Origin of the sequence: Hydrogenobaculum sp. Y04AAS1, assembly GCF_000020785.1 — a bacterium.
Classification (GTDB): domain Bacteria; phylum Aquificota; class Aquificia; order Aquificales; family Aquificaceae; genus Hydrogenobaculum.
In genome coordinates, this window is record NC_011126.1 from 277,996 (window position 1) to 292,157 (window position 14,162).

Below are 14,162 nucleotides of genomic sequence, written 5' to 3' on the forward strand. Positions count from 1 at the left end.
ATGGGACAGGGCTTTTACAAGGAGGATAAAGCTATGAAAAGACAAAAGGCTCTCTTTTGAGAGCCCTAACAACGTTAAAATAGATACTCTACTTTTACAGCTGTTACATCAAAATCAGATGCAGATGGCGCACTTCCATTAGATGGCACATTTCCATTGTTATACTGTGGATTTGCTTGTCCTGGATGGTATTTAGACCACATCATACGTTCAACTTTGACACTTACATTTTGCCATGGATACCAAGACACACCTACTATATATCCTGAATAATCTACGTCTTGAACTTGGCTTGAATTAGCATACATATACTTTACATATACACCGTATGTTCTTTTGTAGTAATAATCAGCTTTTAACGCTATACCAGTTCTATTTACAGAAGTGCCGTCTGTAGAATATAATTGGCCAGTCCAATAATCCTCACCATAAAATTCGCTATCGTGTTGTTTTTGCACTTCACCAAAAAACTCCACAAGGTTTTTACCACCTATATACTGAGCCTGAGCTTCCAAGCCATAATCATTTACGTTATCGCTATATTCATAAGGATTTGTGCCTCCTTCCATCTTTTCCTGACCAAAGTATCCAAAAGCACCTACCATAGAATATATGTTTTTAAACCCTGGTAGCCAATACTCTGCATTTACATAAGCATCAACATGTTTTGCTCCGGCCCAGCTGTAGCTAGTGCTTGCAGGAAGACTACCTGCGGTTGCAACTGGGTTTGTTCCCTCATCATTTCCAGTTGATGGAGCATACAATCCTATGTTGCCATATATACCACCGTTTGTAAAATCTCCAAGCATAGCGTAAGCTTCGACACCTTCTATGGGCGTACCATTAAATGGATCAAAAAGTGTACCGTGTGTGGATAAAGGATTCATGAGCGGTACGCCCCAGTTTCCGGGTCCAGCTTGGCCTACATCATCAAATCCTACTACGTTTTCAAAGCTTAGTCCGTAAGTAAAATTTTTGTTATCAACGGTATGATCACCACCATTCAATATTGCGTCATATCCTGCCAATGATGCAGCATCCCCGTGATCGTTCCATCCACCTATTTCCACCCATGCACCAAGATGAGGTGTTATTTCACCGGCTATATACAAAGAGTCATCTTTTACAAGATTAAATGTATCATTTGTTGGATATCCAGCTGGTTGTGAAAACGCACCTTGTCCATCAGTTATTCTACCGTGAGGAACCACAGAACCACCATCTTGGTTTGCCCACATACCAGCTATTCTAACAGCTATCATAGGTATCTTGTTTATTACTAGGTTTGGCATACCACCCTCTTCTGCAGCTCTTTTTTTGGCAGCTTGTCTTACCATTTTGATAAGATCTGAGTAATCGTAGGTGAAGCCGTGGAGTTTAAATTCTCTACCAAATGGGGTAAGGTGTGGGAATACTGTATGGCATACATCGCAAGCAAGCCCTGTCTGTCTTGCAAAAGATGGTATCGCAAAGCTTGATTTTGGCGCAAATACCGCCAGCGAGAGAAGGCCCAAGGCCCCGTAAACCATCCGTTTTTTCAACTTTTTGCCATCCATAACTACCTCCTTTGAAGTTCACTATAACTTCATTTTACTCTTAAATTATAAAAAAAGTATAAAATTTATATATTTCATGTAAATGTATATTTACTTTTATTGTAATTTCTAACAGATATTAATTAATAACAATTATTACTTATGTTTCTCATTTTAAAAAAGTTTATATTTACTAACTAAAAATCTATGCTTGATGGATTTAATCTTTAAAACCTATGAAATCTGCATATTTTGGTTTAAAATATTTTATTTATCAGATTGATTTATTGTGGCTTTAGGTATATTATAATATTTGAAATTGGAGGTTTAATGTGGATGTTTAATATACCAGAGATTACACCTGAAGAAGCTAAGAAGATATTGGAATCAGATCCAAACGCTGTACTTTTGGATGTAAGGACGCCTCAAGAGTATAGACAGATAAGGGTACCGGGTAGTGTGCTAATACCGGTGGATGATCTTAGGTTTAAGTTTAAAGAGCTTGATAAGAACAAGAAGTATATTGTAATGTGTAGAAGTGGAAACAGAAGCGCTTTTGCCACTTACGCTTTGAGACAGCTTGGTTTTGATGCTTTTAATATGATAGGTGGTATATTAAATTGGCCTTACGAAACAGAAAGAGGCTAATATGAAATATATAATAGAAGCCCAAAACATAAAAGATACATACAAAACTATATTAAATAGGGCTAAAGAGTTTAAGGAAAAAAGGATATATCCCACTTACAAAGCATCTTGTGCTCTTTTTTTTGAAGAACCATCCACAAGAACAAGGCTTTCTTTTGAAAAAGCCGCCAAGAATTTGGGTTGTGAGACTTATTATATACAAGGTAATTTTTCATCGGCTGTAAAGGGTGAAAGTTTTTTTGATACGCTTTTATCTTTTAAAAAGATTGACATAGATATCGTTGTTTTTCGTACATCTGATATCGTATTTGATTATGAGCCACTTCTAAATATAGATATAGGCCTTATAAATGCTGGAGATGGTACGCACGAGCATCCGTCTCAGGGTCTTCTTGATGTTTTTACGCTTTTAGAAAAAGTAAATAGTTTGGAAAATCAAAATATACTATACGTAGGAGATGTTTACCACAGTAGAGTGTTTAGGTCAGGAGCTTACTTTTTCAAGTTAGAAGGGGCAAATATAGGTGTTTGTGGATATCCAAGCTTTATACCAAAAGATTATCCTTTTATGGACAAAGCTTTTACAAATTTGGATGAGGCGATTGATTGGGCTCATCATGTGATAGCTCTACGCATTCAAAAAGAAAGACACAAAGAAGCTTACAATTTAGAAAGTTATTTTGACATGTATGGTATAACAAAAGAAAGGTATAATAAGATAAGAGGATTTTTGATGCATCCTGGCCCTGTAAATAGGGATGTTGATATAGATGGTGATTTGTTGTATAAAGATAAATCTTTGATAGCAAATCAGATAGAAAACGGCGTGTTTGTCCGTATGGCTATGATAGAATATGTTTTAGGATAGGAGATGGTTTATGTATACATATATAAGATATATGGACACAAACAAGATAGGCCTTTTGGAAGGTGCAAATGAAGTTTTACCAAAAGACTCTTACGTAATCATAAACAAAGATGACTCTACGGATATTGCCAAGGTGGTGGGAGCATCTAACAAGCTTTACGACGTAAAACCTTCTTTTTTTATAAGAAAAGCCACAAAACAAGATATATCTAAAATGCATCACTTTGATAGAGTTTCTCAAAGCTATATAAAAATAGCTAAAGAACTTTCCAAACAGCATAATCTATCTCTCAAATTTATAAAAGCTTACACTCCGATAGACGGCTTAAAATCTTACTTCTTTTATACCGCTGAAACAAGAATTGATTTTAGGCAATTTGTAAAAGATTTGGCTAAAGCCATTAAAAAAAGAATTGAGATGAGACAAATAGGCACCAGAGATGCGGTCCAGATGCTTGGTGCCGTTGGAATGTGCGGATGTAAGACGTGTTGTTCAAACTTTATAGATGTGTTTGAATCTGTAAACTTAAAAGATATACAAATGCAAAACCTACCCATGTCTCCTTCAAAGTTTACAGGTCCATGTGGTAAACTTGTTTGCTGCATGTCTTTTGAGAAGATAAACTATGTAATAAAGTATATACTTCCCCCAGAAGGCACAAATATTTGTTTTGACGGTAAAGAATACACCATCTCTTACATAGATCCACTTACAAACCTTATAACATTAAGCTCTCAAGAGGAAAAGATAAATGTAAATATTTTGGATATTGTGCCAGAAGGCTATGAAGTAGCTGTTAAAAAGTGTGCTTCTTGCGGTGGATGTTGTGCTTCTAACATGGATCAACAAAGCGTTGTTTTTGAAGAAGCTTTAGCTTAATGCTTTTTTATGGTGAGTTTGAAGATTTTAAGATAGGTATAACAAAAAACCCACAAGAGGTATTTTTACCAAAACAAATCCATTCAAACGTTGTAGTTTATATAAAGGGTTTTACTGAAAACGTAGAAGCCGATGGTGTTATAACAGATAAGATAAACTTTAAGGTAGGTATAAAAACGGCCGATTGCGTACCTATAATTTTAAAATCCAAAAACTTTGTAGGAGCTATACATGCTGGCTGGAGAGGACTTTACAACGGCATACTAAAAAATGCTTTTTTACTGTTTGAAAGCTTTTCAGAAAAACCTTATTTTGCTTTTATAGGTCCATCTGCTAAAGAATGCTGTTATGAGGTAGGACCAGAATTTAAAGACTATTTTAAAAGCTTAAAAGTTGTTGATAACAAACTATTTTTTGATACACAAAAAGAAGCTATAAATCAATTAAAAGCTCTTAACAAAGATATTAAGCTTTTGATATATGAGACATGTAGTATATGCAACAAAGAAATTCCAAGCTATAGAAGAGATAAGACAAAAGATAGGATAACAGTTTTTGTAGAAAAGGTGTAAGTCTCTTTTATGTATATAAAACATAAACGGTGTGGTAAAATATTTGGATATGGGATATTGGAAAGGACTAATACACGCATATAGAGAATATTTGCCGGTTTCTGAAAAGACACCTATTATAACCCTTTACGAAGGCAACACGCCTCTTATAAAAGCTCAAAGAATACCAGACATGCTAAAAGTAGGGGTGGAGCTTTATTTTAAGTTTGAAGGCCTAAACCCCACAGGTTCTTTTAAGGATAGAGGCATGACAATGGCTATATCAAAAGCCGCCGAATCTGGTAAAAGAGCCGTTATATGTGCATCCACTGGCAATACCTCAGCTTCGGCTGCTGCTTACGCTGCAAGAGCTGGTATGAAAGCTTTTGTGGTACTTCCAAAAGGTGCTGTAGCTCTTGGTAAACTATCCCAAGCTATCATATACGGTGCCAAGGTAATAGCGCTTCTTGGAAATTTTGATGATGCTTTGTTTATAGTAAGAAAAATAGGTGAGATATTACCAGTAGAAGTGGTAAATTCTGTAAACCCTTATCGTATAGAAGGTCAAAAAACCGCTGCCTTTGAAATAGTAGATGCTTTAGGGGATGCTCCCACTTATCATTTTATACCTGTTGGAAACGCTGGTAACATAACAGCCTATTGGAAAGGTTATAAAGAGTATCATGCTATAGGAAAATCAAAAAAACTTCCCATTATGATGGGTTATCAGGCAGAAGGATCGGCTCCTATAGTAAAAGGTTATCCTATAAAAAACCCTCAAACCATAGCCACCGCTATAAAAATAGGCAATCCTTACAGCTGGAGAAATGCCATCCAAGCCGCCAAAGAATCAAACGGTAAAATTGATGCGGTTACCGATGATGAGATACTTTACGCTTACAACCTTGTGGCTTCTTGTGAAGGGGTTTTTTGTGAACCAGCTTCCGCTGCATCTGTGGCAGGCTTTATTAAAAGCGCCAAAGAAGGTATTTTTAAAGAAGGCGATGTGGTAGTCTGCACATTGACGGGTTCTGGCTTAAAAGACCCAGATACCGCTATGAAATCCGCCCAAAGCCCTATAGAAGTACCTCCAGATTTAAACCAGGTTTTGAAGCTTATAGAGATTTAAAGCTTTTCTATTATAATGTCTCCGTAGTGTTCTTTTTGATATATATCTGCATGTTTGTCGTATTGGATAAACATAAGGGCTGTAAATTGGACTGAGGCTTTGTCTTTCTCTACTATCTCAGAAAAGTATAGCGTTGGTTTTTGATTTATGGTAGCTTTTAGATGCTCTATCACATCTTTTAATATGGATCTATGAAGAGGAATTTTGCGTTTTTTCATAATAGAGCGATGTCTTTCTTTTGTGAGAGTATACTTTTTTCTTTCTTTTGGTATTTTTGGTGTGTTTTGTTGTTCTTTAGGTTCATCTATGGGTTCTGTTTGAGATTCATCATACATTTGTACAAGCTCTTTTAACGTGAGTCTTTGACGGTGTATTTTTGGTTTTGGAAATAGTATCTCAAGCTTTTTTTTAAATAAAAATGTGGCAGCAGAAAGGGCATTTGCTGGTATGCGCATATCAAGAAGTTCCATGTTTCTTATTTGTTCTATGTAAAGTTGTGCTAAATTTGCTATATCTATGCTCCAGGGGTCAATTTTACCCTCTTCTACAAGCGGTATCAAAAGGCTAAACGGATGGTCTTCTGGAAGTTTAAAATCCACTGACATAAGTTTCTACAAACTTTTTAAGCGCTTCTTTATCGCCGTTATATTCATAAACTATATTTTCTAAAGGTTCTTTTATATCACCTACTTTTACTTTAGGAAAAGCCATATACTTAAAACCTTCTAATATTATCAAATCGTAATCTTTAAAAAAATTTATAGCTTCTTCTATGGTTTTTGGCTTTTGGTATAAAACAAACGTGTCTTTTGATAAAATAGCACTTTGATGGTTTATATTAAATATTCTTGAAGTATCGGAGTTTTCTTTATCAAAAACAGCATGGCCTTTGGGGTCGTGTTTTATGTAGGCTATTTTGTATTTGTCTTGGAAGCTTTTGATAATATACTCTATCAAGGTGGTTTTTCCGCTGTTGTGATATCCTACAAAAGATAGGACTTTCATAGGGATATTTCAGTGCCTATACCTTCTTTTGTAAATACTTCTATGAGTATGGAGTGTTTTATTTTACCGTTTATTATATGCACTTTTCTAACGCCTCTTAAAATAGCATCTATGGCAGAGTTTATCTTGGGTATCATACCTTTTGTAATAGTACCATCTTCTATAAGCTCTTTGTATTGGTTTTTATGTATAGAAGATATAGTTTTACCGCTTTTATCTAAAATACCATCTGTATCTGTTAAAAATATAAGTTTTTCAGCTCCAAGCTCACAGGCGATTTCTGTAGCTGCCATATCGGCATTTACATTGTACATTTGATTTGATTCTGGGTCTATGCCTATTGGTGCTATAACAGGGGTATAGTCCATCTGTATAAGCTCCCTTATAAGTTTTGTATTTACAGTTTTTACTTTTCCCACATATCCTATATCTTCGCCGTCTTGATAGTATTTTGTACATATCAAAAGATTTGCATCTATACCAGAGAGTCCTATAGCCCCGTGCATGTTTGACATTTCTTTATTTAGCATTGATACTATATCTTTGTTTAGTTTTCCTATGAGTACCATCCTTGCCACGTCAAGAGACTCTTTATCGGTTTTTCTTATGCCGTTTATAAATTCTGTTTGTATGTTTAGCTTGTTTAACATGTTTGTAATGTCTTTACCACCCCCATGCACAAGCACTACCTTTATACCTACGTACCTAAGAAGGGCTATATCCTTTGCAAAAGAATGTTTTAGTTCCTCCTCTTCCATGGCAGCCCCGCCGTATTTTACTACAAAAACTTTGCCGTAAAAATCTCTTATAAAAGGTAGTGCCTCTTGAAGTATAAGGGCTTTTTCTAAAAGCTGTTCCATCTTAAAAGCCTCATAAAAGTTTTTTCTGAGAAGACGTAACAACAGTTTCAGATAAAGAAGGATGAGTATACATGCATCTTGACAAAAACTCTACGTCTTTTCCAGCTTTTACTATGTGTACCACTTGATGAATTAGCTCTCCAGCCTGAGGTCCCAGTATTTCTGCTCCTAAAATCTCTTTTGTGTTGGCATCGTATATTACCTTTGCGTATCCTTCGGCTTCATCGTCTATAATAGCTTTTGGGTTTTTAGCAAAGGTGGCAGTACCAACTTCATAATCTAGTTCCATATCTTCTGCTTGATCTATATTTATACCAAAAGATGCAATTTCATAAGCTGAGTATATAATCTTTGGCACAAGCTTATAATCTAATTTTTCTGCATCGTTGTTTATATGGGCTACAGCGGTTCTTCCTTCGTACATAGATTTATGAGCAAGCATCAAAGGCGATGTCACATCACCGCAGGCGTATATATGGTTTACAGATGTTTTGGCGTATTCATCTATTTTTACATATCCTTTTTCTGTAAGAGCTATGTCTGTATTTTCTATACCTATGTCTTTTGTGTTTGGGGCCCTTCCAACAGCTTCCAATATAATATCGTATTCTATGATAGTGCCGTCTTTTAAAATAGCTTTTCTTTTACCATCTTCTTCTATAAGATTTTCTATGGTATTTGAAGTAAATATCTTTACACCTAAGCTTTTAAGCTTTTTACTAAGATAAGAAGCGCTATCTTCTGATTCTGAAGGTATTATTCTTTTTGAAATATCTACCAAATATACATCTATATCATACATTCTAAATATATATGCAAATTCCACACCCACTACACCAGCCCCTACTATGAGAACTGATTTTGGTTTTTCTGTGATACCCCAGATGGTATCCGTGTTGTATATTTTAAACTTTGTTTTGTCGTAGTGAAGTATGCTAACCACAGAAGAACCAGTAGAAAGAAGTATATATTTGCCTTTTATTACATCTTCTTTTGTGGTTTCTATAGTGTTGTTGTCTTTAAATCTACCTTTTCCATAGTATATATCTATTTTTAAGCTTTTAGCATAAGCTTTGAAACTTTCCCTTATGTCGCTGACGGCGTTGTCCCTATGCTCTTTAAAAGCAAGCCAGTCTATATCTTGGCTGTTTATCTTGATACCGTATTTTATACCCCTTGAAAGATGCTCTCTTAGTTTAGCACCAAATCTCATATATTTGGATGGTATACAGCCTCTATTTAGGCAATTGCCACCTATGGTTTTTTCTGATATATCTATCATAGCAACGTGCATGCCGTATCTTTTGGCATGGAGCATAGCTTCATAACCACCAGACCCGGCTCCAAATATAACTATGTCATATTCTTTCATCTTCCTTACTCCTATCCTTTTTGGTATCTTTAATTTTATTCTTTCTTCGTTCTTTGTAAACCTCTTGTCTTATGTCTTTTATCAATTTTTTGTATTTGTAAAAAACGCCTGGAATCTTTATAGGAAGATGATAATATTTTTCAAGCATAAGCATAATATCTTCTGTGGTAAGATATTTTTTGTTGGTAATAAGTGTTTTTATATATTTGTATATCCTTGAGTCTTTTTTCACTATTTAACCACTACGCATTTGTGATGATTTATATATGTTTTATAAACATGCTCTATGTCTTCTTTGGAGACTTTGTTTACAAGATTTTCGTAATCAAAAACTGCATCTTTACCAAGCCCTATAAGCTCATAATATCCCATAGTGTAAGATTTGCTAAACCTCGTTTGATGCTCCAAAGAAAAATTACCTATTAGCTTTTGTTTGGCAAGTGTTATATCCTCTTCATCGATTTCAAGGTTTTTGATGATGTCGTTAAGGTCTTCTAAAGCGCTTTGAGATTTTTCTACAGATGTTCCTATATAAGCTATCATCTTAGAGCAATAAATATTTGTAGAAATAGAGCTATTTACCGCATACGCATAACCTTTTTCTTCTCTTAAAATCTTAAAAAGTACAGAGCTCATACCGTTTCCAAGGATTGCATTTAGTACTTTAAAAGCAAAATACTCATTTTTATCTATTGGCAAAGGAGCATCGTATCCACACATAACGCTAGCTTGGGTTCCGCCTCTTTCTATATCAAGTACATCGGAGTTATCTACTTTAGGACATACATTTATAGGCTTTGTTTCTTGGCTTTTAGAAAAAACATCAGATATGCGTTTTATAGTTTCAATATCTTCATTTTCTAAGTTATCTCCTACTACGCTTATTATAGGTTCTTGGGTTAATATATCGGCGTATCTTTTTTTAACATCTTCAAGGGATATACTTTTTACACTATCTTCAGTGCCTAAGCTTGATATCTCATAGGGTGTATTTTTGTAAAGTATTTTTCTTAAATTATCAAAAGCAAAATCAAAAGGTCTTTCTCTTCTTGATTTTATAGTAGATAGTGCGTGTTGTTTTTCTATTTCTAACGCATCTTCTTCAAATATGCTATCTGTTAGTACTTCTTTAAGGGTTTTTGTAGCTTCTTTTAGCACATGTTTTTTTGTGGCTATCGATATATTTATAAAATCTCCGTAGGTTTTAAATCTCAAAAACCCGCCTACAGATTCAAAAATCTCGTTTATCTCTTGTGATGTTTTAGAAGTGGTTTTTTTACCCATTAGTGATGTGGTGATGTTTGTAAGGCCTTTTATAGGCTCATCCATAGCACCATCTTTTAAAAAGATGTTTATAGCTACTATATCAAAATCAGATTTTGGATCATGGTATGTAAAGTTTTCCATATTTAACTCCAAGAATCATCTTGATTTGTATCTATATCTCCATCAGAACCCCAATCGTTTCCGCCATTAAAATCTACGTTGTTGTCTGTATCTTGGTTTGTTATGTCTTGTGTGTTATCTATGGGCGGTTCGTTGTAATAGTTGGAACCCATGCCAAAGCCTCCTCCAAAACCACCGCTAAATATAGAGCCCATCAAAGAGCCCATCGCCATCATGCCAAGCAAGTCCATAAAAGACATCCCACCACCCATCATGCCAGGTCCTATAGGTTGCTGGTTTTGATAGTTTTGCTGGGTATTTGTATTTTGAAGGTTTTTCAGATCATCATGGTTTTCATAGGTGTTTTTAACACCTGTAGCCACTTCTTTTAGCTTGTCTTTTAGATTTTCAAAATATATATAGGAGCCTTCTATGTCTTGAATTTCGTTGTTTTTAAGCTTTTGAAGTAAATCTATCATATTTTGTTTTATTTCGCTTAGTTCGTTTAATCTGTCTGATAAATCTTTTTTGGCTGGATCATCGTCTTTTAAAGACACCAAATCTATAGATAGTTTTGTTTTCACCTTTTCAACATTCTCAAGATACAACGTAAGCTCTTGCATAAGCTTTGTCTTTATATCTTGATTGCTTTTGTTTGTAAGTTTGTTTGACATGTACAAAAATACAGCCCCCACTATCAGTAAACCACCTATTAAGAAAAATATCATAGCACCTCCAAAAGTACCCTTTTTGACTTTGACAGATTTTTCTAAATCCCTTTCGTAATTTTTTAAATAACCTTTATGGGCAAATGACTCTGAAGGGTCAAGTTTTTTTGCTATGCTTAACTCATTTAGAGCTTTGTTGTATTTTCCTTCAATGTAGTAAACTTGAGAGAGCATATAATGGGCTTTTGCGGAGTTTGGGTCTTTTTGCAAGACTTCTTTTAAAAGATCTTCTGCTTTTTGATAGTGCCCAGCTTGAACTTCTTTGGCTATATCAGAGGGTTTTGGCAATACCTGCGAAAAACCTAAACTAAATATCACCAGCAATAAAAGTATATATTTTTTCATGTATGAAGCCTTTTTCTTCCTATACTAAAAGCCAAAAACACCGCAAACAAAAATGCCCCAAACATGAGAAGGTTCATTAACTTCCATACAATGATACCTATTGCCAATACGATAACAAGTATAACGATTTGTCCTATCATTTTAGTCCCATTTCTTTTTTAAGAGCTTCTAAGCTATCGTCTACTGTGGTTTTTTTGTCAAGGTTTTCAAATTCTTTTTCTATATCCGTTCCAGTTTGTTCATCTTCTATGTTTTTCACAGCTTTTGCCTTTGCCTCTTCTTTTAGGACTTTTTCTTCAACAGAGTCAAGCTTTTCTTTAGCGTGAGAATCACCTATGCCAGTGGTGATCTCGGAAGCCTTTTCTTGGGCTTTTGCCACTTCGTACCTTGTGCTTAGCATATCTGCTTTTGACTCTAATTCTTGTTTTTTGTTTTTTAGTTCTTGTATTTTGGCTTTTAGCTCGTTTATAGATGGTTCCAAAGCATCAATTTGTTTTTGATAAACTTCAGATTGCTTTTTGGCCTCTTGCTCTTGCTCTAAAGCTTTTTTTGCCAAATCTTCTCTGTTTGCTTGAAGTGCTTTTTTGGCTTTTTCGTGCCAGTCGTTTGCCTCTTCGTCATATTGAGCTTTTTTCTGTTTTAAGAGCTCGTACTCAGCCATAACGTTTACCATACTGGCGTTGGCTTTTTCTATCTGCTCTTCCAAATCCCTTATGACTTGTCTTGCAGTTCTTCCTGGTTCTGAAGCTTTATCCAAAGCATCGTTCAAAGCTCCTTTAACTTGAGTCATTAAATTTTCTAAAAAGCTCATAAAAAACCTCCTTTTAATTATAATCTATTATTTAAAATAAAATATGTGTGAGTTATTAAAAAACTTTCAGTTTTTCTTTTATAAACTCTTTTGGTATAATACCGCTTATATTACCATTTATATTGAAAGTCCTACAAGAGTATGATATCTGGTCTGGTGTTTTGTCTGTATATATATCTATGCCGTTTACATATATAGACGGTGATCCCATAAACCTAACTTTTTGAGCGATTTCTAAATCTTTCACATCTATACTCTTTACGGGTATATTTATGTTTAGCTCTTTCAAAGCCTCCATTAGATTTTTATATGTGGGTTCAGAGTTTGGGCATCCTTGGAAAAACAAAAACTCTATTTTTTCTATACTCATATTAGGCTCCTTATCTTTAAATATTCCGTTTTCTATTTATGCTTAAAAGCCAAAGAAACATCATCTTTTAATTATAGTATATTCAAAAAAATATTTGTAAGTTTTTGATAGGTTTTCCAGGAAGCTTCTATAGGGACTTTAGTTACTTTATACAGTTCCAAGTACTTCCAATGAGTGTTTCCTCTTTGTAATCGTATAGCTTTTGTATTTTAAGACCAGATGTTTCTTTATCCAATATCTTTTTTGTTAGGTTTGCCATGATTTTATAGAAAGCTATAGTTCCATTTTGGTTTACCAACATACAAAACAGCTCATACCATCTTCCGACATGATCTTTTAGGAAATCCTTATAAGCCTTATCACATATTTGCTTATTTTCCATATCATCTGTTAAAATCTTCTTTTGCAACAAAATAGATAAAAACTCCAATTCTGTGGGTAAGCTATCTGGTTCTATTCCAGTTTGAGCTTCTGTCCCAAAAGCTTTATAAAATCCACAAATATCAGCCATTTCATAAGCTCTTCGAGAAGTTTTATCAAGCTCATAAGCCGTTTCTGATATTGGGGCTTTTAAAGCCAACAAAAACATATTCTCATAGTCATATTGCAAATCGCTTACATTTGAACTTTTCACGACACGCTCAATCTCGATAACATCAAAATCTACATTTATCACTTTTAAACACGCTTTAAGATCATCTACAGCCTCTATTAGCGTATTTATAAGATCTTCTGTAGGATAAGTAAAAGCCCTTGAGATATAGCTCAAAACGAAAGCTTTGCTCATTTCTAATATAACATCGTTCTCCATATCACTTACCCTCTATTATAAGTGGAATCCACGCATAACTTATAGCCTTCCTGGAATCTCTTTCTTTTGCATAGCCTTGCCAAACTGCAAAATCTATAAACGTTTTAGAGTTCGGTCCCCACTCTGGATTCAAAGCACCCTTTATGTTAAAAGGTCTTATTATTTCTACATACCATTTGCCATTTTTATATACACCTACACCTTTAGCCTCTTGGTGCTTTCTCCAAGTAGTTGTGGTATAACCGTCCGCTATAAATTCTATTACGCTTGTATCTCTCGTATTCTTCCAATAAGGTACTTTACCACCAACATAATCCTGTGCATACTTGTTGTTCCAATCTTTTGGATAGGCATAAGGTGGTTTAGCCTGTGGGTAGATGTATCCAGTGTAATAGTAGGGTTCTATTTTAGGAATATCGGCAAAGCCTTTGGTGATATTGTATTGTCTATAGGCTGCCCATTGAAGTATCACAACTTCTTTGCCGTTGCCTCCCATCGTAATAGGTGTAGTGTTATCAGGTTTTAATGGAACTTCTAAAGCTACAGCATCGGAAAACTTATCATTTACCCTAAACGTACTGGGGTGAGGATCGCTCCAGGATAGTAAGAATGCTATATATTTACTGTTATGTATGCTTTTAACTGTAATAGATTTAGTAGCTGGGTTTAGATCCATTGGAGCCACAATGGCCTGGCCAGATAGCTGAATTGTTGTAGATGGTGCTTTGTTCCATATATCTGCCATGGGATTTAAAGGTATTTCACCTTCAACGGATTTTGAAATTAGCTCTTGGCCAAAAGATAAGCTCATTGAAGTAAAAATCAATAAACTAAACAAAAGATAGCGATTCATATTACACCTC

At 34.9% G+C, this 14,162-nt stretch carries 18 protein-coding genes; 5 read left to right on the forward strand and 13 right to left on the reverse strand.

All coding sequences use genetic code 11. The features are described 5' to 3' along the window. Positions 1-74 precede the first annotated feature (74 nt). Positions 75-1,556 (reverse strand): hypothetical protein, encoded by a 1,482-nt coding sequence (locus HY04AAS1_RS01625; RefSeq protein WP_012513365.1) that lies wholly within the window; start codon positions 1,554-1,556, stop codon positions 75-77. A 315-nt stretch (positions 1,557-1,871) separates the two neighbouring features. On the opposite strand from HY04AAS1_RS01625, the gene HY04AAS1_RS01630 reads away from it, so the two are divergent. Genes HY04AAS1_RS01630 through thrC form a run of 5 tightly spaced genes read left to right on the forward strand, consistent with a single transcriptional unit; the run spans position 1,872 to position 5,611 of the window. Next, positions 1,872-2,183, forward strand: a complete 312-nt coding sequence (locus tag HY04AAS1_RS01630; protein ID WP_012513366.1) for a rhodanese-like domain-containing protein — start codon at positions 1,872-1,874, stop codon at positions 2,181-2,183. A 1-nt stretch (position 2,184) separates the two neighbouring features. Then, entirely contained in the window at positions 2,185-3,051 is an 867-nt protein-coding gene (locus HY04AAS1_RS01635) for an aspartate/ornithine carbamoyltransferase (RefSeq protein WP_012513367.1), read from the forward strand. Positions 3,052-3,061: 10 nt separating this feature from the next. Continuing rightward, complete coding sequence (ricT, locus tag HY04AAS1_RS01640; RefSeq protein ID WP_012513368.1) at positions 3,062-3,931, forward strand: regulatory iron-sulfur-containing complex subunit RicT; 870 nt, start codon at positions 3,062-3,064, stop codon at positions 3,929-3,931. Next, positions 3,931-4,503 carry a polyphenol oxidase family protein gene (locus HY04AAS1_RS01645; protein WP_012513369.1) on the forward strand — a complete coding sequence of 191 codons (573 nt, stop codon included), beginning with the start codon at positions 3,931-3,933 and terminating at the stop codon, positions 4,501-4,503. The genes ricT and HY04AAS1_RS01645 overlap by 1 nt, the downstream gene beginning before the upstream one ends. 49 nt (positions 4,504-4,552) lie before the next feature. Then, a complete protein-coding gene (gene thrC / locus HY04AAS1_RS01650) occupies positions 4,553-5,611 on the forward strand; it encodes a threonine synthase (protein WP_012513370.1) in 1,059 nt (352 codons plus the stop codon). Here the strand turns inward: thrC and HY04AAS1_RS01655 are convergent. From HY04AAS1_RS01655 to HY04AAS1_RS01705, 12 genes are all read right to left on the reverse strand, one after another. Next, complete coding sequence (locus HY04AAS1_RS01655; protein WP_012513371.1) at positions 5,608-6,216, reverse strand: chromosome segregation and condensation protein ScpA; 609 nt, start codon at positions 6,214-6,216, stop codon at positions 5,608-5,610. The genes thrC and HY04AAS1_RS01655 overlap by 4 nt on opposite strands. Continuing rightward, on the reverse strand, positions 6,200-6,616 hold the full coding sequence (locus HY04AAS1_RS01660) for a molybdopterin-guanine dinucleotide biosynthesis protein B (protein WP_012513372.1): 417 nt from the start codon (positions 6,614-6,616) through the stop codon (positions 6,200-6,202). The genes HY04AAS1_RS01655 and HY04AAS1_RS01660 overlap by 17 nt, the downstream gene beginning before the upstream one ends. Then, positions 6,613-7,476 (reverse strand): acetylglutamate kinase, encoded by an 864-nt coding sequence (gene argB / locus HY04AAS1_RS01665; protein WP_012513373.1) that lies wholly within the window; start codon positions 7,474-7,476, stop codon positions 6,613-6,615. Before argB ends, HY04AAS1_RS01660 begins: the two co-directional genes overlap by 4 nt. A gap of 10 nt (positions 7,477-7,486) precedes the next feature. Next, the gene (locus HY04AAS1_RS01670; protein ID WP_012513374.1) at positions 7,487-8,848 is read right to left on the reverse strand and encodes an NAD(P)/FAD-dependent oxidoreductase; all 1,362 of its coding nucleotides are present in this window, start codon (positions 8,846-8,848) and stop codon (positions 7,487-7,489) included. Continuing rightward, positions 8,835-9,080 carry a hypothetical protein gene (locus tag HY04AAS1_RS01675; protein ID WP_012513375.1) on the reverse strand — a complete coding sequence of 82 codons (246 nt, stop codon included), beginning with the start codon at positions 9,078-9,080 and terminating at the stop codon, positions 8,835-8,837. The genes HY04AAS1_RS01670 and HY04AAS1_RS01675 overlap by 14 nt, the downstream gene beginning before the upstream one ends. Next, positions 9,080-10,255 (reverse strand): pitrilysin family protein, encoded by a 1,176-nt coding sequence (locus HY04AAS1_RS01680; RefSeq protein WP_012513376.1) that lies wholly within the window; start codon positions 10,253-10,255, stop codon positions 9,080-9,082. Before HY04AAS1_RS01680 ends, HY04AAS1_RS01675 begins: the two co-directional genes overlap by 1 nt. Positions 10,256-10,257: 2 nt before the next feature. Then, positions 10,258-11,307 (reverse strand): tetratricopeptide repeat protein, encoded by a 1,050-nt coding sequence (locus HY04AAS1_RS01685; RefSeq protein WP_012513377.1) that lies wholly within the window; start codon positions 11,305-11,307, stop codon positions 10,258-10,260. Continuing rightward, complete coding sequence (locus HY04AAS1_RS08475) at positions 11,304-11,447, reverse strand: hypothetical protein (protein WP_012513378.1); 144 nt, start codon at positions 11,445-11,447, stop codon at positions 11,304-11,306. Before HY04AAS1_RS08475 ends, HY04AAS1_RS01685 begins: the two co-directional genes overlap by 4 nt. Then, positions 11,444-12,118, reverse strand: coding sequence for a PspA/IM30 family protein (locus HY04AAS1_RS01690; RefSeq protein WP_012513379.1), 675 nt, complete (start codon positions 12,116-12,118; stop codon positions 11,444-11,446). The genes HY04AAS1_RS08475 and HY04AAS1_RS01690 overlap by 4 nt, the downstream gene beginning before the upstream one ends. A 55-nt stretch (positions 12,119-12,173) precedes the next feature. Further along, positions 12,174-12,488 (reverse strand): DUF2703 domain-containing protein, encoded by a 315-nt coding sequence (locus HY04AAS1_RS01695; RefSeq protein WP_012513380.1) that lies wholly within the window; start codon positions 12,486-12,488, stop codon positions 12,174-12,176. A 142-nt stretch (positions 12,489-12,630) separates the two neighbouring features. Continuing rightward, the gene (locus HY04AAS1_RS01700) at positions 12,631-13,299 is read right to left on the reverse strand and encodes a molecular chaperone TorD family protein (RefSeq protein ID WP_012513381.1); all 669 of its coding nucleotides are present in this window, start codon (positions 13,297-13,299) and stop codon (positions 12,631-12,633) included. A 1-nt stretch (position 13,300) separates the two neighbouring features. Further along, complete coding sequence (locus tag HY04AAS1_RS01705) at positions 13,301-14,152, reverse strand: ethylbenzene dehydrogenase-related protein (protein WP_012513382.1); 852 nt, start codon at positions 14,150-14,152, stop codon at positions 13,301-13,303. Between the last annotated feature and the right edge of the window lie 10 nt (positions 14,153-14,162).